Annotated in this window: 17 protein-coding genes; 9 read left to right on the top strand and 8 right to left on the bottom strand. The window is 59.7% G+C overall.

Annotated features, from left to right (window positions below):
- Positions 1-19: 19 nt before the first annotated feature.
- The 3 genes from FFI89_RS25025 to FFI89_RS25015 form a co-directional block, all read right to left on the bottom strand.
- The gene (locus FFI89_RS25025) at positions 20-355 is read right to left on the bottom strand and encodes a hypothetical protein (RefSeq protein ID WP_246669244.1); all 336 of its coding nucleotides are present in this window, start codon (positions 353-355) and stop codon (positions 20-22) included.
- Between the two features lie 176 nt (positions 356-531).
- The gene (locus FFI89_RS35410; protein WP_371722532.1) at positions 532-960 is read right to left on the bottom strand and encodes a helix-turn-helix domain-containing protein; all 429 of its coding nucleotides are present in this window, start codon (positions 958-960) and stop codon (positions 532-534) included.
- A gap of 196 nt (positions 961-1,156) precedes the next feature.
- Positions 1,157-1,483: a DUF3551 domain-containing protein gene (locus tag FFI89_RS25015; protein ID WP_138835678.1), complete on the bottom strand. Its 327-nt coding sequence runs from the start codon at positions 1,481-1,483 to the stop codon at positions 1,157-1,159.
- A 204-nt stretch (positions 1,484-1,687) separates the two neighbouring features.
- Here FFI89_RS25015 and FFI89_RS25010 point away from each other — a divergent pair, with 204 nt between their 5' ends.
- A complete protein-coding gene (locus tag FFI89_RS25010) occupies positions 1,688-1,918 on the top strand; it encodes a lipoyl domain-containing protein (protein WP_138830243.1) in 231 nt (76 codons plus the stop codon).
- Between the two features lie 154 nt (positions 1,919-2,072).
- Here FFI89_RS25010 and FFI89_RS25005 read toward each other — a convergent pair whose 3' ends face one another.
- A complete protein-coding gene (locus tag FFI89_RS25005) occupies positions 2,073-2,375 on the bottom strand; it encodes a ribbon-helix-helix domain-containing protein (protein WP_138835676.1) in 303 nt (100 codons plus the stop codon).
- 180 nt (positions 2,376-2,555) lie between these two features.
- Positions 2,556-4,244 (bottom strand): AMP-binding protein, encoded by a 1,689-nt coding sequence (locus FFI89_RS25000; protein ID WP_210249027.1) that lies wholly within the window; start codon positions 4,242-4,244, stop codon positions 2,556-2,558.
- Positions 4,245-4,720: 476 nt separating this feature from the next.
- Between FFI89_RS25000 and FFI89_RS24995 the strand changes: the two genes are divergently transcribed.
- Positions 4,721-6,460 carry an alpha/beta hydrolase gene (locus FFI89_RS24995; RefSeq protein WP_210249026.1) on the top strand — a complete coding sequence of 580 codons (1,740 nt, stop codon included), beginning with the start codon at positions 4,721-4,723 and terminating at the stop codon, positions 6,458-6,460.
- Between the two features lie 543 nt (positions 6,461-7,003).
- Here the strand turns inward: FFI89_RS24995 and FFI89_RS24990 are convergent.
- Entirely contained in the window at positions 7,004-7,759 is a 756-nt protein-coding gene (locus FFI89_RS24990) for a hypothetical protein (protein ID WP_138830242.1), read from the bottom strand.
- Between the two features lie 124 nt (positions 7,760-7,883).
- Positions 7,884-8,687 carry an LssY C-terminal domain-containing protein gene (locus FFI89_RS24985; RefSeq protein ID WP_138830241.1) on the bottom strand — a complete coding sequence of 268 codons (804 nt, stop codon included), beginning with the start codon at positions 8,685-8,687 and terminating at the stop codon, positions 7,884-7,886.
- Positions 8,688-9,389: 702 nt separating this feature from the next.
- Between FFI89_RS24985 and FFI89_RS24980 the strand changes: the two genes are divergently transcribed.
- Positions 9,390-10,391, top strand: a complete 1,002-nt coding sequence (locus tag FFI89_RS24980; protein WP_138830240.1) for a helix-turn-helix domain-containing protein — start codon at positions 9,390-9,392, stop codon at positions 10,389-10,391.
- Positions 10,392-10,440: 49 nt separating this feature from the next.
- Here FFI89_RS24980 and FFI89_RS24975 read toward each other — a convergent pair whose 3' ends face one another.
- Entirely contained in the window at positions 10,441-11,469 is a 1,029-nt protein-coding gene (locus FFI89_RS24975) for a transporter (RefSeq protein WP_246669535.1), read from the bottom strand.
- A gap of 283 nt (positions 11,470-11,752) precedes the next feature.
- Between FFI89_RS24975 and FFI89_RS35300 the strand changes: the two genes are divergently transcribed.
- The 6 genes from FFI89_RS35300 to FFI89_RS24945 all read left to right on the top strand — a co-directional run bounded on the left by FFI89_RS35300 (position 11,753) and on the right by FFI89_RS24945 (position 20,548).
- Entirely contained in the window at positions 11,753-12,826 is a 1,074-nt protein-coding gene (locus FFI89_RS35300) for a helix-turn-helix domain-containing protein (protein WP_138846643.1), read from the top strand.
- Positions 12,827-13,141: 315 nt separating this feature from the next.
- On the top strand, positions 13,142-14,740 hold the full coding sequence (locus FFI89_RS24965) for an arylsulfatase (RefSeq protein WP_246669533.1): 1,599 nt from the start codon (positions 13,142-13,144) through the stop codon (positions 14,738-14,740).
- A gap of 157 nt (positions 14,741-14,897) precedes the next feature.
- Entirely contained in the window at positions 14,898-16,496 is a 1,599-nt protein-coding gene (locus FFI89_RS24960; protein ID WP_138830237.1) for an arylsulfatase, read from the top strand.
- Between the two features lie 154 nt (positions 16,497-16,650).
- Positions 16,651-17,637 carry a formylglycine-generating enzyme family protein gene (locus FFI89_RS24955; RefSeq protein ID WP_138835666.1) on the top strand — a complete coding sequence of 329 codons (987 nt, stop codon included), beginning with the start codon at positions 16,651-16,653 and terminating at the stop codon, positions 17,635-17,637.
- A gap of 410 nt (positions 17,638-18,047) precedes the next feature.
- Positions 18,048-19,295, top strand: a complete 1,248-nt coding sequence (locus FFI89_RS24950) for a GTP cyclohydrolase II (protein ID WP_138830236.1) — start codon at positions 18,048-18,050, stop codon at positions 19,293-19,295.
- Positions 19,296-19,303: 8 nt separating this feature from the next.
- A complete protein-coding gene (locus FFI89_RS24945; protein WP_138830235.1) occupies positions 19,304-20,548 on the top strand; it encodes a URC4/urg3 family protein in 1,245 nt (414 codons plus the stop codon).
- The last annotated feature ends 45 nt before the right edge of the window (positions 20,549-20,593 follow it).

The following is a 20,593-nucleotide window of genomic DNA, read 5'->3' as shown; positions in this document are numbered from 1 at the left end:
TTCTAGTTCAGCCAAAATTTCATGATGTTACGTCTCCGGTCACGTAGGTCATGAAATGATGACTTGCATTCAGGCTGACGTTGACGTTCGCGGGGGTCCTTCCGATCTGGATCTGCTTTGCGGCCGCCACGCCTCCGGATGCTCCGACCGAGGTATGATAGTAGACTTCGGCCCAAGACCAGCCCGGCAGCTGGGGAGTGGCAGCCAGACTGCTGAGCCGCCCAGGCAACCGGTACGACACGCCGCTTTCGTCCGCATAGGCCGCGCCAGACAGCGAGCCAAATACCAACATGGCCAGGCCGGCGGAGTGGGCGAGCCGATGGGGGGATGCTTGCTTGGAGATATAGCCCGTCATCTGCATATCATCCTCAATATCACGATGTGGCAGGCTGCCAGGTTAGCGATTGAACCTCCGAGTGTTGGGAATGACTATGCAAAATCGGCCATCCATCCGCGTCGGTTCCTTGCTGTGGCTCCAATGTCACTCTCAGGTTGCGGCGGCTTGGGAGCCAAGCTGCGCCGCGCGAATACTCACACATAAAATTCGACGCGGTCTTCGTGCTCAGCGGTCCGGACCATGTGCGCACTTGCACTCGATGTGCGTTGCAAGGTTTGAGAGGGGCTTTCGCCAAACGCTCGTCGGTACTCAACCGAGAAGCGTCCCAATTCCAGGAATCCAAAGCCGGTAGCAATCTCTGTTACAGTCGACAGGCCGCTGTCAGTGTCCATCAGCGCGCGTCTTGCCTGTGACAATCGCAGCATTCGAAGATGCCGGCAGGGCGGGAGACCACGGATCCCGTGAAATGCCTTGCGAAGGGTGCGCTCGCTGACCGAAAGAGCGGCACAAAGAGCTGAGATCTGGAGGGGCTCGTCGACCTCAGCGAGCGCCAGAACTTCAGCCCGTTCAACGAGGTCTCGACAGGAGCTAACGGACTGGGCACTGAGAGTTTGCGTCCCCATATTGGCTGACAGATGAATTCTCATCGTGGCCCCGCATATCGCTAGAACACAGCAGAAAGTTCTGCCCGGCGCCAAAACACCACAGCTCGATATCCCGGCATATTGTCCTTGAGGGCAACGTGTGGTGGTAGCGCCCCTTTCAGGCAGGCGGTCGGCCTTGTCCGGGCCGATTTCCAGCACCACTGAAACTGGTGCTTCAGTTGGGCGGGGGCCCGACGGGCAGGGGAGATATACCTGGGGTGGCCGTGTTTTGATCGGGAGCCGGCGCCGCATCGTCACCGGCCTGGTACCACGGGTTTGCAAGACATTCGTCGAACGTGCCGGACGCCGAGGCCTGGCATTGCTGAAAGCTGGTGAAGGTACAGTTGCTCCAGCCCGGATAGTCATCACCTTGCAGGCAGAATGGGTATCGGGTCGAAACCTGCGCATGTGCGCTTGCCGGGCATTGAATGGCGACGAGAACAAGTAGCGCAGTTATCCGTCTCAGCTTCAAAATCTTATTCCTATGGCTACCGAGCGTCATGCCGTCAGCATTAACTTCGGCCTTCATCTTGAGAGAGAACCCTAGGAGGCCGATTGCGAACTGCCTATGCAAAATCGGTCAACCACCCACATCGCAGCTACATAAAGGCACAGGATAACGACCACGCCGGAGCTCCCCATCGTTCGGGTACAAGATCGCTATTGGCCGAGAATCGACCAATGCGCGCTATGCAAAATCGGCACGGTGAAAAATCTTCGTATCAAGATCGAGGGCATGGTGGCGTCTTGGCATGTTGCGCCCGGCGATCAGGTGCGCAGCGGCGATGTATTGTTCGTGGTGGAAACCGAGAAGATTGCCACCGAGATCGTGGCGTCCGGTGACGGCCGCACCATCGAGGTGGCCGAAGGCTCAACCGCACCCGTGGGGGCCATAGCTACGGTCGACTTTGCGCATAGACTGCAGCGTCCCAGATAGTCATCCGTTAGGAAGCCGGGTTGAGCAGGGAGGTTGCTGTCATGAGGTAGGCAAAGATCACGCTCGACAATACCCGCGGTCAGGAGCGGGTCCGCCTAGTTGCGGGCTTCTTTCGAGCGAGATTTCCTGCCGTTTTCGAACGCAAGGTCGGTCTTCACGTTGGCGTGCTGGAGTGTTTCGGTCGTGACACTTCTCCGCCGACCGTTCTTGTTTGCGGAAGCGAATCCAGCGCGGTTGTCACGACGGAGTTTTTGAAGTGGTCGAGAACGAACAGGCGGATGGCGGAGGACAAATTGCCTTGCTGTCGATTGTGGTCGATTTCGCCCACCAGCTCCGACATCGTCATGTTTCGGAGACCGGAGATTTCCTTTAGCCCGTTCCAGAAGGCATCTTCGAGGCTGACACTGGTCTTGTGACCGGCAACGACAATCGAGCGCTTCACGACGCGAGATCTCACGACGCCTTCGTGCTGTGGTTCCAATGCGGTCAAGCCGACACCTGCGTTGCTAAGCCGTTTGTAGCATCGAGCGCCTTTGATGCTGATGTTCCAAGAGAATTCCTCCGCATGGGCCGCGAGGAAAGGTGCGATTAGCCCGAATCGGAAGTGATTTTGGGACGCCTTGTCGGCGTGACGCCCTTAAGCTTGGTCCTTGAGCAGGCGTCGCAGGAGTTTCCCTGCGGGCGACCGCGGCAGCTCTTCGACGAACCGGATGTCGCGCGGCACCTTGTACGGGGCCATGTTTTGTCGGGCCCAGGCAACGAGCGCGGGCGCGTCCAGCGCGGCGCCGGGCTCGCGCACAATGAACGCTTTCACGACCTCACCCTTTGTAGGGTCGGGCACGCCGATAGCCGCAGATTGTGCAATAGCTGCGTGCTTGTTCAAAATCGCCTCTACATCTTCGGGGAATACGCTGTAACCGGAGACCTTGATCATCTCCTTGAAGCGCCCCATGAAGGTCAAATAGCCCTCGGCGTCGACGCACCCCATGTCGCCGGTGTGCAACCAGCCGCCGCGGAGCGTCTCTGCGGTCGCATCGGGCCGGTTCCGATAACCCTTGAATACCCCGGGGCTGCGGAGGACGATTTCTCCGGGAACGCCGGGCAGGGTGTCTGTGCCAGAATCTGGGTCGACGATGCGGATCTCGTTGCCCGGCACTGGCATGCCATGCGTCCCCCAGCGCACCGCCTTCCGAGGCATATAGGTATCCACCGTGTGTGTTTCGGTGAGGCCGTAGGCTGCTTCGAACGTTTCGCAATTGGAAGCGAAGCCACGCCACTGTTTGGCGAGTGCCTCGGTCCAGTCGATACCGAAACTGGTCACAGGGTTGACGCGCAGGCTTGTCAGCTTGAAGTCGCGCGCGTTCGGAAGTTGCGTCATTGCGACGTTCATCGGTGCCACGCTGTACCACCAGCTTACTTGATGACGATCGATCGCTTGAAGTGCGGTCAGTGGGTCAAACCGGTACAGCAGAACCGAGCTCGCTCCCGCATAGATCGGCGCGTTGACTCCCATCACCATGCCCGCAATATGATAAAGCGGCGCGATCGAGAGGAGTACGTCGTCGGCACTCAGACCATTGCAATGCACCGTTGCCGCTGACTTGAACCAGGCGTTGCGATAGGTCAGCATCGCGCCCTTCGGCCGCCCGGTGCTTCCTGAGGTGTAGACCATGAGGGCGGTATCATCCATGTCGATGGTGACGTCTGTCGGCGTGGCGCCGCTCGCGGCGACGGCGAGGAAATCCTCGGCGTCGGCGACTAAAGGCGCCCTTTCGGCGGCCATCCTAATCAATTCGTCCGGCACGGTGATTTTCGGCTGATCGGGCAGCAGATCGTGGTAGCGGACGACGAACACGTGCTCCAGCGCGGTATTGCCGCGCACCTGGCGGACAATGGGTAGCAGCGGCTCGGCAGCGACGATCACGCGCGCGCCGAGATCGTCGAGCTGGTAATGCAGCTCATGCTCCTTGTTCAGTGCGCCGCATGGCGAGGCGATGGCGCCGATCTTCTGGATGCCGTACTGCGCCATCAAGTATTGCGGGCAGTTGTTCATAAAAAGCGCAACTGGCTCGCCCTTGCGCACTCCTAGTTCCTGGAGCCGCGCCGCAAACGCATCGCTCGCGCGATCAAGTTCGGCGAAGGTGATGGCGCGGCCATACCAAATACATGCGGGCTTCTCCGGCCGCTCGCGCGCATGCTTGCGGAGATACTCGTGCAGCGGCTGTTCCGGATGTTCGCGCGTTGCGACAGGCATATTCGACCTCCCTGTTTTGGCCATCGTTGCCATTTTTTCGGCCGCAGGAAGGTTCGTTATACCCGAATTCATCCGGCCCCTCGGCGATGGTAATAGTAGAACGATTGCGGGGATGACGGTGGGTTTGATTCTCGGTGGAGCTGAGAATCCGCCCGGCAAAAGTACATCATTCATTGCCGGTCGTTATTGGCGTTGTCCGAAACTCACCTGTGGATCGGACCACTCGAACCTCCCGCTTCGAAGCCGCTATCAATAGGCTGGCTACCAATCATTGGTGTCGATTGCGCGCAATCCGATACCGTCGCGACCGTCGTCTGTCGTTGCTGCGGTCGTCGACGTTCTCGGCGAAGATAAAGTGTCGGTGGAGCAGGCCTGGGTGAAGCCGACCTCAAGAGTGCACGTGAATCAGCGGAAGATCACAATATGCTGCGACGCAATATCAGCATGCGACGTGTGCGCGGCTCGACAACAATTACCTTGTCGTAAGAGCGGCTCTGGACCAAAAATTGCGGAGGTAGCTGCCGAGCGACTGCGAAGGAGACACGCGCATGAATAGCTTCACCTCGCCAGGGGATCCATCCGAGTACTTCGAGCGCCTGATGCAAGCCGGTCAGCAGTCGATGAAGCAATTCGACGAAGCCCTCGCGACGACCATGGGAGTGGGCGGCAAGAATCCGGCTCCAACAGGGCAAGGCTTTTCGCCTTTTGCGTTTGCTCTGGATATGCAGCGCCAATACCTGACGCAGGTTTGGCGCTTCTGGAACACGGCGGCGATCAGGACATTCTCCCTCGGAGCCAAGTCTGAAATCCAGCCGATCCGCGGCGACAAGCGCTTCAAGGACGAGGCGTGGCAGGAGGCCCCTTACTTCGATCTCCTCAAGCAATCGTATTTGCTGGCGGCAAGACAACTGCATGACCTGGTCGAAGGCGCGCAGGTTGACGGCAAGACGAAGTTGCAGTTGCGCTTTTATGCCCGGCAGTTCATTGACGCGCTGAGCCCGTCAAATTTTCCGGCGACGAATCCCGAAGTGATCCGGACCGCTATTGAAACGCGCTCGACGAGCCTGGCAAGCGGGATGGCGAATCTGATCGAGGACATCAGGAAAGGCCGAATCACGCGTGTTGACGAATCGGCCTTTGAAGTCGGCGGCAATCTTGCGATCACGCCCGGTTCAGTCGTCTTCGAGAACGAATTGATACAGCTGATCGAATACACGCCACAGACAGCCAACGTTGAGCGGACGCCGCTGCTGATCGTACCGCCGTGCATCAATAAATACTATCTTCTCGACCTCGGAAAAGGCAATTCGCTTGTCGAATACGCCGTCGCACAGGGCCATCATGTGTTCCTCATTTCCTGGCGCAGCGCGGTGCCCGAAATCGGCCATCTGACGTGGGACGACTACCTGACGAAGGGGCCTCTGCAGGCGATCGACGTGGTCCGCGACATCGCGAAGGTGGAGCAGGTGCATGCGCTTGGTTTCTGTGTCGGCGGCACGATCATGAGCTGCGCCGCAGCAGTGCTGGCGGCGCGTGGCGAGAACAAGCTCACGAGTCTGACGCTGCTGACGACGATGCTCGACTTTGCCGATACCGGTGACATCGGGCTTTTGATCGATGACGCGTCGGTCGCGTTGCGCGAGGCGACCATAGGCAGGGGCGGCATTCTGCCGGGCAAAGAGCTGGCGTTTACCTTTGGAACGTTGCGTGCCAATGACCTGATTTGGCGGTATGTCGTCGACAGCTATATGAAGGGAGCAACGCCCGACGCATTTGACCTGTTGTACTGGGACTCCGACAGCGTCAGCCTGCCGGGCCCGATGTACTGCTGGTACACGCGCAATACCTACCTCGAAAACAAGATCAAGGAGCCGGGCAAGACCACGCAATGCGGGCTGTCGATCGACCTGTCGAGGGTCAAAATTCCCCTCTATGTGCTGGCCTCGCGCGAGGATCACATCGTGCCTTGGCAGAGTGCCTACCGCTCAAAGGATCTCATGGGTACAAATCCCCGCTTTGTGCTCGCCGCAAGCGGTCACGTGGCCGGCGTGATCAATCCTCCGGCGCGCAACAAGCGCAGTCACTGGTTGAATGACGACCTTAATTGCGAAGCCAAGGACTGGATTGACCGGGCCGAAGAAAAGCCCGGAAGCTGGTGGCCCGATTGGGATGCCTGGATGAAGCGGCATTCGAACGGAATCGTTCCGGCGCCTGTGCATGCCGGTAACGAGGCCTATGGCGTCATCGAGCCGGCGCCCGGCAGGTATGTCAGGCACAAATCGAACTGACGGCCTACAACCGCTGCGTCGCCAGTCGGTAATGATCAATTCCGTGCGAGAAGTTGTTGCGGACGAACAAAGGCTGTACTTTACTGACGAACGGCAGCGTCATTCCAAGCTCGCTGACCTTAGGGGGTTAGGCCATGAAATGTAGCAACCAGTCGTTTGCCTTCGTCTCCGTACTCTTCACCATGCTTCTGTCGTTGCTTTCACTGGCCGTGAGTGCGGGAACCCTCAATGCGCGCGACGCCGATCTCGCCCCTTTCACCCTGGCGGCGGCTCAGACAGCCAAACAGCAATGCGTAAATACCTGTCGGGCGCGATATCGAGACTGCCGGTCCCTGAAGCAAATACCATCCTCCGAGTGTCGGGGCGTTTACCAGGATTGCACCCGTAACACTTGTAATGTTGGTCCAGGTGGTTGACCATCTTGGCTTGACTAGGGCTTCCGTCGTAATTGATCGCGAAGGCCGCTCGCGCTTCTCACCGGCGCTGACGAGGTGCTCGCTCCCCGAAAGCACAAGGAATGCAGCGTGTTCGCCGCGATGAACTTCAGTGCCCGAGTGATCTCGCCAGACTTTCAAGGTTCTGCGGACTGACGTGTATCAGGCCATGCCGCGGAGCATCGATGTCGGCGATCAGAAGTAAGGAAATTGAGACGACGAGCGGTAGAACGAGAGAAAGCTTTCCCGCGTTTCGCACCCGGTAGCCGAACAGCACGTTGGAGCATACCGCAATGGCGGCCATTAGACACCACGCGGCCGTGGGAATCCGATTCCAATAGGCCGCTTGAGTATAACCCTGAGAATTGATCACGTCGTTCATGCCAATGAGCACCAGCGCAGCAACAGGCGTCGGTTGTGCTTGAGCCGGCGAGCGGACCGCAGCCCAGAGCTCAGTCTCCAATTGACCAATACGCTCGTCGATCCGCGTCCGGCGCATATCGTCCTTATTGATGTAGAACGCGATGCGCTGGTCGAGATAGTCGCCGAGAAGCTTGCGCACGCTTGAGGCATCGGCCGCAGGTAGAAGGTCGGCGCGCAAGAGTTCGGTTCCGATCGCGTTAGCTTCTGCTTCCTCGAAATTCTTGCGCTGATCGTAGCGGTTGGTGGCCATCGAAAAGCTGAAACCGATAATTAGTGCCAGCAGCGTCAGTGTAGCGCCGAGGATGACACTGAGAGCCTCATTCCGCTCGTCGCTGGCGCCTGAATAGCGCCGTCGCAACCACGCCCCCGTCTCTGAGGCGAGCGATAAAGAGACAAAGGCTGCCGCGAACACCAGTGCGGGGTAATGCGTCAGGTTTTCCATCAGTCTGTCCGATCAACCTGAATACCGAACCCGTTCTATCGCTACCCGCCCTATCGCCGACCTTTCAGTGTCACGCGAAACGCCGGCGGGCGAACGGCAGCCGCATGCCGAGTTGCCCCGGTCCTCATTGGGTTACGACATTGCCGATGCCGTGCCAGACTTGATCCTTGAGGGCAATCAGCTTCGGAGGCGGCAACGTCGTCGGCGGCTCCGTTCTCTTGACGCCGTCACGGACAAGACGGGCAACGTCGATTTCTCCATCTGTATAATAGGGATCACCCTCGCCATTCCGGGCGAGCAGGGTCGGCCCAATTCCGGAAATCTGGAAGAAAGTCTCGACCATTCTCGCCGCACGCAAATCGTTCATTAGCAGGTCGCGTTCGGCATCGATGTCTGGCCCAATGTGATGGGTGACTTGCCCCGTGTCATGGCTCAACCCGACCCCACGATCGAACGTTATAGAGCCGAGCCAGACAGGGCGGCCATCCGTTCCTTTTTCAAGGACCATCCACAGGCGGACGTGATGTCGTTTATCTGCGCTTCTGCCGTCCGGTTTTTCGAAGGCAAGCTGTTCCTTTTTTCCGTCATAGTAGAGGGGACTGACTGGGGCATCGCGGTAGGGCCGGTCAAGTACAACGCTGCCGATGATATCGATGCTCGTGCGCAGCGTGATTGGATCGGCCGGAAACCATTCGGCCTCATGCATGGCGCGGATAATGTCTTCCTTGCTACCAACAAGTCCGACGTTAAGGGCATCGCCCGGAATGCCGGAGCTGGTGCGTGTCACCATGGGAAGATTAGCCAGACCGGGTTCGTGCTCGTGGTGCGTCCAAATCGCAGGCAACACGAGGTAAGCCAGTATGAAATAGACGATTGGCACAGCCCCTAGAATGAACAGCCATCGCCGGCGCCTTGTGGACAGCTTCATCTAGACCGTTCCTTGATGAGCGCAATGCGAGGGGCATTGGGAGCGGTTGTACCGCAACGGCACAGGTAAATAGTCACAGGTAAACGGTATTGTCCTAACGCGGACGATCGCGCTTCACTCGATTGTATGAGGCATTTCAAATGTATCGACTATGCAGAAACGGCGCGTAGATGAGCGCGGAGCGAGATGCCATCCGCGGGGCAGAATGAAGCTCATTTAAACGGCAAGACAAATGTGCCGAATTTGCATAGACTGCGACTATTCCTCACCCCAAACTTCTCTTCTGGATCGGTGGTGCGAAGGATTTGCCCTTCTCCCACGTGTTCCAGAGAGCCACGATGAAAAACAGGCGATTAAATGCGTTGGCCGGGGCGATCCTCGGAATAACATTAGGCTAGGACTACTCGGTTCAGGGAGTCGCCCAAAGCGATCCCATTGCCATCAAGGAATTGCACGCCGACGATCTTCCGTTCGACAAGCGCCGATTTACGCGCTTGCAGCGCGACATTGTACGCGAAGAGATTCGTAACCAATTTCCGTTGGAGATAGCCTTTTGCGTTCTGCATCCTCTGGTTTTATGTCATATTCCGTACATGTGCCCTGACGATTATCGGCAAAGAGAATTTCGCTCATCGCTTCTCATTTAAATGAAAACACGGTCAAGCAGTCGGTTGCAATTTCAGCTGATCCAGGAGTGCGGAAATGCCTTCGAGCAGCGTGCTCACCTTCACCGACCCGTTTGCTTATCAATCGGCTTTTCGTTCCGTGGAGGTAGAGCTTCTCCCGACCGCGAAAGGAGAATTCCGCGCCGAATTGACTCAAGTCAGCATGGGCAAGCTCTGGGTACACGGCGCTCACGAGGATCTGCCCCGGGTTTACATCGGCACTGTCAAGCCGCATCGAGCGGCGATCGGCTTTCTAACCAGGCCAGACCAGCCGGCCATGCAACACTGCGGTATGGCGGTCTTGCCCGGCGATATCGTTATCAACGACACTGACTTGATGTATCGGCGGACCGAGGCCAACTGCGATTGGGGGTCGATGTCTCTCCCCGAGGACGATCTCGATGCATCGTGCAAAGCCTTGACCGGCCGCGAATATTCGGGGTCGCCCTTGAAACATCTGGTCAGGCCAGCTCCCGCACTGATGTCACGGCTGCTGAAGATTCATGAGATGGTCGGACAGCTCGCCAAGACTTCTCCGGATATTCTTTCGCTTCCCGAGGTGACACGGGCGCTGGAGCAGGAGCTGATTCTTGTGATGATCCGGTGCCTGACCGAGGGATGCTCGCTGGATATGACCAGCGGCGGCCGCCGCCACGACATCATCATCGCCCGGTTCGAGGAATTCCTGGAGGCACACCCCTGCCGGCCGCTGTATCTGACAGAGATTTGCGCGGCGATTGGTGTGGCGGAACGAACGTTGCGCGTCGCCTGCGAGAAGCATCTGGGGATGGGCCCAATTCGCTTTCTTTCCTTGCGGAGAATGCACCTTGTCCACCGGGCGCTTCAGCGGGCGGATTCGTCGACCACAACCGTCACTCGATTGGCGACCGATCACGGCTTCTGGGAACTGGGGCGCTTTGCGGTCGCCTATCGTGCCTTGTTTAACGAGTCACCGTCGGAATCCTTGCGACGGCCCGCGGACCAGCGGCCCGAATTCCTGAATCGTCCATCATCGCTGGCGGGCTCCGCCTACCAGTGAGCGTTTCGAAGGCGGCTCGGTACCGGCGAGCCAGCCCATCGTTACCGGTCTACTTCGTAATCAGGTGGCGCGTCGGCCTCGCTTCGGTGGGTGCCGTCGGCGATATCGCAAACGTCAGCCATGTGTTCCAGCCCGCCGGACGGTTAGCCTGGTCGAATTCCCCATATGCCTTGAAGTTCAGATATCCCTGCATGTCGCCGACGGGGAAGATATAGCCGATCTGTGGACCCACTCCGAGAACACGCGATCTGAAACCACCAAGAATCGGGCTTTGGCCCGTATCGTCCGAGACTTGCTGATAGGCATATCCGACGAGGCCGACAAAAACCTGTTTCGAAAGAAATTGCGCTGCGCTCCAGTCGAAGTGGAAATCGATGCCGCTCTGAACCTGCGTATCGGGATTCTTGAAATTGTAGGTGAATCCCGCAACACCGGAGAACGTGTGCCCAGTCACCGGATTCAAGTAAGTATAGCCGCCGCCACCGTCGATAGCACCGTGACCGATGCCGATGTTGGCGAGACGGCTCGGGTCGTAGGCGCCGACGGGAATATCCCCGGTCGCGTAGGTCATGAAGTTATGAACGCCTGAGTTCCACTTCAGTGTTATCATTGGATACAAATCGCCGACCGACGTGATGGAGTCTCCGATGCTTCCCATACGGCTTGCCGCAAATGCTCCGATCCCTGTGGTCAGCGTCCCGTCGATGGTCGCTGCCGATCGGCCGAATATGCCGGTAACACCCATCGCGAGTTGCCCGCCAAGCACCGGCGTCGCGAACGTATAGGTCGGATTCAAGAAAAGGAGATCGGCTTGCGCGTTCAAACTCGCGTTGAAGCTGACATTAACGTTCGGCGAGAACCTGCCGATCTGGATCTCTCTTGCCGCGGCTACGGCGCCGAATGCCGATACACTGGTATGATAATAAACCGCCCCCATCGACCAGCCCGGCGCCCCCGGAACCGCCGGAAGACTGTCAACTTGCCCGGGAAGCCAGAACGAAACGCCACTTTCGTCGGCGCGGGAAATCTCGGGAGAAAGCGTAAGTAGTGCGCCAAGTGTGCAAGCGCCGAGTCCCAGACATCGAAGATTGTGTTTCAAATCCGAAAAATCGTGCTGCACCTGCTGGCTCCCCCGAGATCGACTCCTATCGCTTTAGTCTAGTACCGATATTTCCAGGGACAGTATGCAGAAACGGCAAAACGGTCCGAATCTGTTTCCTCTGATGCTTTGATGCAACATCGCCGGCGTTGCTTCGCGGAGGGTGAACCTCTGACGCCGGCCGGTTTGACTTCAGACGGCCCGGCCTACGGCTATTCTTACCCCTATCGAAGATGGTCCGGGCCTAAGAGAGACGTATTAGTTGAAATTGAAGGCCAGCTTCCGAAGTCGCATAGCTGGACCGAAGCTGATCCGCCATCCTGCGCGTTTTAGCGATCGCCGTTCGCGATGGCGTCACACCTCGAATGAGATCGGGCGGATGGCGGAGAAGGGCACGGCCACGTTTGCCAACCCGGACGACTACCGCGCGGCCATTGGATCCGCGACTGTCAATCTCGTCGTCACGGGCGGTGGAAACTTCAACGCCCGCCTGACGTGGTTGAATTTAGGTCATCTCCACGTCCTCCATGGCCGCGAAAATCTGCCGCGCATTGGCTTTTTCTCGTTGTCGCCTACACAATCGTTTGTTTCGTTTCCGACAAATCCGGGCGCCCCCTTAACGTACGGCGGAATTGACTTGCAGCTCGGCGATGTCGTGCTGCACAGCCGCGGCGAGCGAATGCATCAGCGGATCGATGGAGAAGGCCAATGGGGCCTCATATCGCTGCCGCCCGAGCAACTCGCCGCGTCCAGTAAGGCCCTGATCGGATACAACATCGTGTCGCCACCGGAGGGCTGGGTGCTGCGGCCGCCGCGGAGCGCCGCCAGACATCTGCTGGGGCTCTATTCAAGGGTCTGTCGTCTCGCCGAAACGAAACATGAGCTGATTGCGAATCCGGAAGTCGCGCGAGCTCTCGAGCAAGAACTAATTCATGCTCTTGTGAATTGCCTGACGGTCGGCGATGCCGTCGGCAATCTGAAAAAGCGGCGGCATCATACCGATATCATGCTCCAGTTCGAGGATGCCTTGGCCGCACATGCCGATCCGCGACCGAGCTTGCCTGCGCTTTGCTCAGCGATCGGCGTGCCCGAGCGAACGCTGCGAGCGTGCTGCAATGAATTCCTGGATATGAGTCCAACCCGGTACCAATTGCTGCAACGATTGAACCTGGTCCGCTCGGCGTTATGGCGTGCCGATCCGGAAACGGCAAGTGTCGCGGAGATAGCTCGAAACCATCATTTCCTGGAGCTTGGGCGTTTCGCCGTGGCCTACCGCACCGTCTTCGGTGAAATGCCGTCGTCCACGCTGAGAAGCCCGCTGATCAAAACGTCCTGATCTGATCATTTCTGCCGAAGCCGCATAGCGTACGCAGAGCAACCCGCCGAAAATCGACAGATCGACAGGATGCGACGACCCCGGCGATAGCCAGAGGCGAAGACCACGTGTGGCCTGCTCTCTGCGCTGTCATCCGGAAAATGCGACTCAATGACCAATCACGTTCGAAACGGAGGATCTGGAGTCATGAAGATCAGTAAACGGATAGGAGCCCTACTGGTTTCGAGTGTCGCTCTAGCGACGGCAAGTCTGCCCGCAATCAACCTGCCGGCATTCGCACAGGCGCCGGCTGCCAAGCCCAACATTGTCTTCATCATGGGCGACGACATCGGCTGGATGCAGCCAAGCATCTACCATCGCGGCCTGATGGTCGGCGAAACGCCTAATATCGATCGCATCGGCAACGAAGGTGCGATCTTTATGACGTACTATGCCGAGCAAAGTTGCACGGCCGGGCGAAATGCCTTCTTCACCGGCATGAATCCGCTGCGCACCGGCATGATCCCTCCACAATTGCCCGGCAGTCCGTCCTATCTGCGGCCCGGCACCCCGACGCTCGCCAAATTCCTGCTCGATCTCGGCTACAACACCGGCGAGTTCGGCAAGAACCATCTCGGCGATCACACCGACGCGCTGCCGACCGCGCACGGCTTCCAGGAATTCTGGGGCTACCTGTATCATCTCGATGCCATGCAGGGGGTGAGCTTCCCGGACATCAACAAGACTCCGACCCAGCAGACGGTCGCGCCGCCGTGCAAGAACACGCCGATCCCCGGTGTTGCGGAAGTGCCGGGCGCGGTCGATCCGAGAACGTCGGTTTGCCTGACGCCTCCGCGGCCCGTGCTGGCGTGCAAGTCCGACGGCACCGCCAAGAACATGACATGCAAGGACGAGGGTCCGCTGACGCTCGAACGATCGAAGGGTGTCGACGAGGAAATCTCGACCAAGGTCATCGACTTCCTCGACCGCAACGACCCGAAGAAGACCAACAAGCCGTTCTTCGTCTGGTACAACCCGGCGCGTATGCATGTGACGACCGTGCTGAATGACAAGTACATGGCCATGGTCGGCGAGCCGGGCGGCAAGGACTGGGGCGTCAACGAAGCCGGCATGAAGCAGATGGACGACAATATCGGCTACGTGATGAAGAAGCTCCAGGACATGGGCCAACTCGACAACACGATCATCGTGTTCACCACCGACAACGGCGCCGAGACGTTCACCTACCCGGACGGCGGCACCACCCCGTTCAAGGGCTCGAAGATGAACACCTGGGAAGGCGGCATGCGCGCTCCGGCGGTCATGCGCTGGCCGGGCGTCATCAAGCCCGGCACCGTCAAGAACGACATCTTCGCGTCGCTCGACTGGCTGCCCACGCTTGTCGACATCGCCGGCGGCGATAAGGGCGATGCGCTGAACAAGCGGATCATGGCCGGTTCCTATCCGGGCATAGTCAAGACCAGGCTCGATGGCGTCGACCAGACCGAATATCTCTCGGGACGTTCGGAGAAGTCGGCGCGCGACACCTTCTTCTACTATTCCAGCGCACACCCGTCGGCGGTGCGCTACAAGAATTGGAAGATGTATTTCGCGATCGCGCCCGAAACCGCGACGGGCTTCCTCTCCCCGGGAGTCCAGACCCAGTTCGCGGCCGGCATGGTAAACCTCAAGCGCGATCCATTCGAGACGTCGTGGGGCGACGAGAAGAAGGCGAGTTTCTGGTTCAGCGGCGCGCTCGCCGGGCCGGTCTCTGCTTACATCTATGACTGGAACCTGCTGCCCATCGGCCAGGTGCTGTGGCTGAAGGAGCTGGAAACCTACAAGGAGTTCCCCCCGCTTCAGGATCCGGCGAGCTACAACCTCGATCAGGTCATGGAACAGCTCAAGAAGGGTCAGGGGCACCCGAGCCAGTAGTCCGGATGCTTGCGGTTGATGCGGGCGCCCCCCGGGGCGTCCGCTGCCCGTCGAAGGTCTTCCGGAGCCGACGATCTCTGACCTTTGTGCCTTCGAGCAGAAGATACCACGACTTCGCAATAGCTTTCGGCAGACTGAAGAACCACGGGAGTGTGTGATGGGCTTTGCAAGCAACCTCCGGCCGGCGCTATTCGCTTTGTCTGCAGTTGCGGCAACAGCATGCGCGCCCGCCTTGGCCCAACAGCCGCAGAAGCCAAACATTCTCGTCATCATGGCCGATGACATCGGCTACTGGAACATCAGCGCTTACAACCGCGGGATGATGGGATATCGAACGCCCAACATCGATCGCATCGCCGACGAAGGTGCGATATTCACCGACTATTATGGACAGCAGTCCTGCACCGCGGGTCGTTCTGCTTTCATCACCGGACAGAGTCCGTTGCGGACAGGACTTCTGAAAGTTGGCCTGCCTGGAGCAAAGGAAGGACTGTCCGGGAAAGACCCGACGATCGCCGAGCTTCTGAAGCCGCAGGGATATGTGACGGGACAGTTCGGCAAGAACCATCTCGGCGACCGCAACGAATTCCTGCCGACCCTACACGGCTTCGATGAGTTCTTCGGCAATCTCTACCATCTGAATGCCGAGGATGAGCCGGAGAACCCCGACTATCCGAAAAATCCTTCGTTCAGGGCGCAGTTCGGCCCGCGCGGTGTAATGAAGTGCGTCGCTGTCCCGACCGACACCCCCGGCGACGACCCTCGTTTCGGCACTTGGGGCAAGCAGAAGTGCGAAGACACCGGGCCGCTCACGAAGAAGCGCATGGAAACGATTGACGAGGAGTTCCTCAAAGCCTCGACGGATTTCATCGATCGCGCCAACCGCGACAAGAAGCCGTTCTTTGTCTGGTTCAATCCGAGCCGCATGCACATCTGGACTCGCCTGAAGGCCGAATCCCAGGGGAAAACCGGTCTCGGTCTCTATCCGGATGGCATGGTGGAGCATGACGGTCAGGTCGGACAGCTGCTCAAAAAGCTCGACGATCTCGGGATCGCCAACAACACCATCGTGATCTACACCACCGACAACGGCGCCGAGACGTTCACGTGGCCCGACGGCGGCACCACGCCCTTCAAGGGCGAGAAGAACACCAACTGGGAGGGCGGCTATCGCGTTCCGGCGATGGTACGCTGGCCCGGGCTGGTACCGGCGCATACCGAGATCAACGACATCTTTTCGGCGGAGGACTGGGCGACGACCCTGGTCGCGGCGGCCGGCGAGCCCGATATGAAGGAAAAGCTGTTGCAGGGCTACAGCGCGGCAGGCCAGACCTTCAAGGTTCACCTCGACGGCTATGACCAGCGTGACCTTCTTAGCCGCAAGGGGCCGGACAAGCGCCGCGAATTCTTCTACTGGACCGACGACGGCAATCTTGCGGGTCTGCGGTATGAACAGTGGAAGGCTGTGTTCCTCGAGCAAAAGGCGGAGGGTTTCAGTGTCTGGCAACAGCCGATGATTCAACTTCGACTGCCGATGTTGTTCAACCTGCGCTCCGATCCGTTCGAGCGGGCGCAGCACGAGTCCGGCGACTACGTACGATGGTTCATTGAGCACGCCTTCGTGGTTGTCCCGGCGCAGGCGATCGTGGGACAGCATCTCGCGAGCTTCGTGCAATTCCCGCCGCGCCAAAGGCCCGGTTCGTTCTCGGTCGAACAGGCGCTGGAAAAGCTGAGGCTGCCGCCGTCCAGTAACTAGTGGAGGAACCGCGGTCCTCCTCCGATCATCGACATTGGGGCGTCGGTCCCCCCCAACGGCTTTGCTGCCGAAACTGCATAGCGGACGAAATAGCGCTTCGGCAGTATCACGCGTGAAAGGCCTGAAGCCGCTCGCAACGCTGTTGGAGTTCAAGATGAGTTTTGCGGAAGCAAAATCATTATCCGATCGCGCGCCGTCGTCGGAAGCGCTCGCGGATGAGGGGATGCTGTACGTGCCGGGCGGTACCTATCGCATGGGTTCCGACCGACATTATCCGGAGGAAGCGCCCAGCCATCGCGTCACCGTCGAGGGGTTCTGGATCGACCGGACGCCGGTCACCAACCGCCAATTCCGTAAATTCGTGAACGCAACCGGCTACGTCACTTTCGCCGAATTGACGCCTAAGGCGGAAGATTATCCGAACGCGCTCCCGCATATGCTCAAGGCTGGTTCGCTGGTCTTTACGCCGCCCAAGCAAGCAGTCGACCTCCGTTATTGGGGAGAATGGTGGACGTTCAAATTCGGCGCCAACTGGCGCCGTCCCTATGGGCCGCGCAGCAACATTAGCGGGCTTGACGATCATCCCGTCGTCCACGTCGCCTACCGGGACGTCGAAGCCTATGCCAAATGGGCCGGCAAGGAATTGCCGACCGAAGCCGAATGGGAATTTGCGGCACGCGGCGGATTGAACGACACGGAATTCGCATGGGGAGACGAGCTGACGCCGGGCGGCAAACACATGGCGAACACCTGGCAAGGCAATTTCCCGCACGAGAACCTTGCCGCCGACGGCTTCGAACGGACCTCGCCGGTCACCGCATTCCCGGCTAACGGCTACGGCCTCCATGACATGATCGGCAATGTCTGGGAATGGACCGCCGATTGGTATTCGCCGAAGCATACGGCCGATGCGCCGAAGGCGTGCTGCATTCCCGAAAATCCGCGCGGCGGGCGGGAAGAGCAAAGCTACGATGCTCGTGATCCGAACAGCAAGATTCCGCGCAAGGTGCTGAAAGGTGGATCGCATCTTTGCGCTCCCAACTATTGCCGCCGCTATCGTCCGGCCGCGCGTCACGCCGAGCCGATCGACACATCGGCCAGCCATGTCGGTTTCCGGTGCATCAAAAGAAGCATCGCGTAGCTGACCGAGTCGAATGAAGATGGTCTCGCCGCGACTGGCGTGGTTGTCACAAGCAGTGGAGATTCATGCGGTCACTTTTTCGCGCTTCAAATGCCTGTGATGCAGAATAGCAGGGAAAGTGCCTGAGCCCTCCCGTAACCGTCGGAGATTGCAGCCGAATCTCCGACAACTGGCCGGCATCAAACCGGCCAAAGGCCTGTTATTTGGCGAATTTTGCAAAAAATTCTCTGTTCTCAGGCGAAAACGGCTGCGAACCAGTACCGCGTCGCCAACCAGCGCCATGCCCGAAACCCCCGTTGTGCTCGGCGGCAATTCGGCCATACTGGAGAATCCTTCGATTGTTGTGGCCGGCCGGTCCGCTCTGCGGACAGTCGGCATCTAATACAGTCGGCATCTCTTGGTGTGTGACGATGACTCGCTCCAATCGGACTGACCACATCCGCATTACTTCCCACCCGGCGCCGGGTGCGAAGGTTGATTTCCCGATCCACTGGGGGGCTGCGACGGCGCGCGAACGCGGGCCGGTGATCGGCACGGTTTCACGTCCGCAGGACCGCAACGTGATCGGCACCCATAGCGGCTCCTATTCGATCTATCGCGCGCTGGCGGTGTCGTCGGGCGCGCTCGATCCGATCAGGCGCCCCGACCTGACCAATACCCAGCCGGCGGCGGTGATCGGGCCGTTCCCGCAATGGACCGAACCGGACCGGATCGTTTCGCTCGATCCGTGGGGACATCTCGCCGCGGAAGCGTTTTCGAAGGAAATCGCCGAGGGCATCGATATCCGCCCGAGCATTGCCGTCACGCGCGCGCGCCTCGATCTGCCGGAACTGCAGGCCGCGCTCGCCGCCGGTCGGCTGAAGCATGACGGCGAAGTCGTTCACGCCAACGGCAGCGTCGGCGTCGTCAAGATCGCGATCGACCCGGTGTGGTACCTGCCGGGAATCGCCGCGCGCTTCGCCACCACCGAAAACAACCTGCGCCGGCAATTGTTCGATCAGACCGCCGGCATGTTTCCCGAACTGGTGACGCGGCCCGACCTTCATGTGTTCCTGCCGCCGATCGGCGGCACCACCGCCTATCTGTTCGGCGATGTCACCAAACTTCCTGACCATCGCACCCGCATCACCTGCCGCGTGCATGACGAATGCAACGGCTCGGACGTGTTCGGCTCCGACATCTGCACCTGCCGCCCGTATCTGCTGCACGGCATCGAGGAATGCGTACGGGCCGGGCAGACCGGCGGCCTCGGCATCATCATCTACAACCGCAAGGAAGGCCGCGCGCTCGGCGAGGTCACCAAATTCCTGGTCTACAATGCGCGCAAGCGACAGGAAGGCGGCGACGCCGCGGCCCAGTATTTCGAGCGCACCGAATGCGTCGCGGGTGTGCAGGATGCAAGATTCCAGCAGTTGATGCCGGATGTCGTGCACTGGCTTGGCCTGAAACGGATCGACCGTTTCGTCTCCATGAGCGACATGAAGTACGACGCGCTGACCAGCCAGGGCATCGACATCGTCGAACGCGTACCGATCCCCGACGATCTGGTGCCGGCGGATGCCCAGGTCGAGATCGTTGCGAAGAAAGCCGCCGGCTACTATTCGCCGGATGAACCGACCCAGCGGGACTTCGTCGGCCGCTCGCTCGACAAATATTGAGAACGGCCGTGTCTGTCGAAAATCCCGAGACGGCGGCGGCGTTGTCGTTGCTGAATGCCGGCGCAGTTCGCCAGCGCGCCCATCGGCTGCTGGCGATCGGCCTCGACGACAGGCTTCCGAACTTTCGCATCCACTTCGATCGGATGGACGCAACCGCCGAGCTGGTGGTGGAGACCACGCGCAAGGCCTATCCCTCGCTGGCGATACCGTTTCATTCGCGCTGGCGGCATTTTGCGATTGACGGTGTCGATCGCTGGGCTGAGCTGGCCGACCGGATCGCGTGGCCCGATCCGGCGGCGCGGGCCCGTGCCGAATTCGATCTCGCCATGGTCAGCGTCTTCCTCGACGCCGGCGCCGGCCCCTCGTGGCGTTACCGCGATCCCGTCACCGGATCGGCGATCGGTCGGTCGGAGGGATTGGGGCTGGCCAGCCTTGCGATGTTCACGAGCGGTGTCTTCTCGTCCGATTCCCGACATCCGCTGCGGGTCGATGCCGAAGTGCTGGCGAATTTTTCCGTGGCCGACCTCGAACGCGGCATGCAGGTCGCGGCGGACAATCCGCTGGTGGGCCTCGAGGGCCGTGTGAATTTGTTGCGCGGCCTCGGCAGGCTGGTGGCCGCGAAGCCGGGCGTCTTTGCAAGCCAGGATACGCCGCGGCCCGGCGGCCTGTTCGACCGGCTGGCAACGCTGGCCGCCGATGGCAGGCTTCCGGCGCCGACGATATTGTCGGAGCTGCTCAGGGAATTCGGGCCGATCTGGCCGTCGCGGCTGGCGCTCGGCGGCATCGCGCTCGGCGATTGCTGGCGGCATCCGATGCTGACGACCGGGGACGCCACCAGCCAACTGATGCCGCTGCACAAGCTGTCGCAGTGGCTTTCCTATTCGCTGATCGAACCGCTGCAGCGGGCCGGCATCGATGTGACCGATATCGACGGGCTGACCGGCCTTGCCGAATATCGCAACGGCGGACTGTTCGTCGACCACGGCGTGCTGACGTTCCGCGATCCGGACGATGCATCCCGCGAGCACGATGTGGGATCGCCGCTGGTCGTGGAGTGGCGGGCGCTGACGGTGGCGTTGCTCGATCGCGTCGCTGACGGCGTGCGGCGCCGCCTTGGGCTCGATGCCGGCGCGCTACCGCTGGCCAAAATTCTGGAAGGCGGCACCTGGGCCGCGGGCCGGCGGCTGGCGCGCGATCGCCGCGCCGACGCGTCGCCCCCAATAAAGATCATCAGCGACGGTACGGTATTTTAGAGCATGATCCGGAAAAGTGGGCACCGGTTTTCCCTCGCGACAAAC

The organism is Bradyrhizobium sp. KBS0727 (assembly GCF_005937885.2).
Lineage (GTDB): Bacteria > Pseudomonadota > Alphaproteobacteria > Rhizobiales > Xanthobacteraceae > Bradyrhizobium.
The sequence above is the reverse complement of the archived record's forward strand: the minus strand, read 5'-3'. Positions and strand labels throughout refer to the sequence as shown.